Origin of the sequence: Salipiger sp. PrR003 (genome assembly GCF_010500785.1) — a bacterium.
GTDB lineage: Bacteria > Pseudomonadota > Alphaproteobacteria > Rhodobacterales > Rhodobacteraceae > Salipiger > Salipiger pacificus_A.
The window spans coordinates 1-1,430 of record NZ_JAAGOV010000013.1 but is presented as its reverse complement, the minus strand read 5'-3'; the positions used below and the strand labels follow the sequence as shown (position 1 = coordinate 1,430).

At 65.1% G+C, this 1,430-nt stretch carries 2 protein-coding genes; one reads left to right on the top strand and one right to left on the bottom strand.

Annotation, left to right across the window (positions count from 1 at the left end; translation table 11 throughout):
* On the bottom strand, positions 1-94 hold a 94-nt coding region (locus G0D83_RS32690; protein WP_164188786.1), incomplete at its 3' end, for a LysR family transcriptional regulator.
* A 101-nt stretch (positions 95-195) separates the two neighbouring features.
* Here G0D83_RS32690 and G0D83_RS01080 point away from each other — a divergent pair.
* A complete protein-coding gene (locus G0D83_RS01080; RefSeq protein ID WP_164188785.1) occupies positions 196-1,428 on the top strand; it encodes a urate hydroxylase PuuD in 1,233 nt (410 codons plus the stop codon).
* Positions 1,429-1,430: the final 2 nt, after the last annotated feature.

Here is a 1,430-nt window from a genome sequence, read left to right as displayed (position 1 = left end):
CCGCCGGTGAGATTCGCAGGTCGCGGCCCGCGGCGGACATGCTGCCCAACTCGTAGACACGGACGAAGGTGCGGATATTGTCGAGATAGGACATTCTTCGGCAAAACTTGAAACTGCTTGGGTGATGCTGGAGATAGCAGAATAATCGCGCCCGGCCTAGGCTGCCGCGCAACACCGCAACAGGGAGAGACGGGCATGTACGATCTTGCCATCATCTGGGATTGGCTCGGCTTCGCCGTGCGTTGGCTGCACGTGATCACCGCGATCGCCTGGATCGGCTCGTCCTTTTACTTCATCGCGCTCGACCTCGGGCTGCGCAAGGCGCCGCACCTGCCGGTCGGCGCGCATGGCGAGGAATGGCAGGTCCATGGCGGCGGGTTCTACCATGTCCAGAAGTACCTCGTGGCGCCCGAGGCGATGCCCGACCACCTGACCTGGTTCAAATGGGAGAGCTACGCCACCTGGCTCTCGGGCGCGGCGCTCTTGATGATCGTCTACTGGGCCGGCGGCGAGCTTTTCCTGATCGATCCCACCAAGGCCGAGATCTCGCTCTTCCAGGGCATCGTGATCTCGGCGCTGTCGCTGACCCTCGGCTGGCTGGTCTACGACCGGCTGTGCAAGTCCAAGCTCGGCGAGACGCCGACGCTGCTGATGGTGCTGCTCTTCGGGATGCTGGTGGTGATGTCCTGGGGCTACACCCAGGTGTTCACCGGCCGCGCCGCGCTCTTGCACCTCGGCGCCTTCACCGCGACGATCATGACCGCCAACGTCTTCTTCATCATCATGCCGAACCAGCGCATCGTGGTGGACGACCTGAAGAACGGCCGCACCCCCGATCCCAAGTACGGCAAGATCGCCAAGCTGCGCTCGACGCACAACAACTACCTGACGCTGCCGGTCGTCTTTTTGATGCTGTCGAACCACTACCCGCTGGCCTTCGCCACCGAGAACGCCTGGATCATTCCCTGCCTGGTCTTCCTCATGGGGGTGACGATCCGGCATTTCTTCAACACGATGCACGCGCGCAAGAGGGCGCCCTACTGGACCTGGGCGGTGACCGCGCTGCTCTTCATCGCCATCGCCTGGCTCTCCACCGCGCCGATGCTCGATACTTACGAGGAGGCCGAAGCCCGGCCGCTCAACGCCGCCGAGCAGCGCTTCGCGGGGGCGGCGGGCTTCGAGGACGCCTATCACGCGGTGATCGGCAATTGCTCGATGTGCCATGCGCGCGAGCCCTCGTGGGACGGGCTGCACCACCCGCCCAAGGGCGTGGTGCTCGAGACCGAATCCGACGTCGCCCGCCACGCGCGGCTGATCTTCCTGCAAGCCGGCGCCAGCCACGCCATGCCGCCGCCCAACGCCATCCAGATGGACCCGGCGGCGCGCCGCGAGATCGTCCAGTGGTACCGCGCCGCGACAAAGGGCTGAGC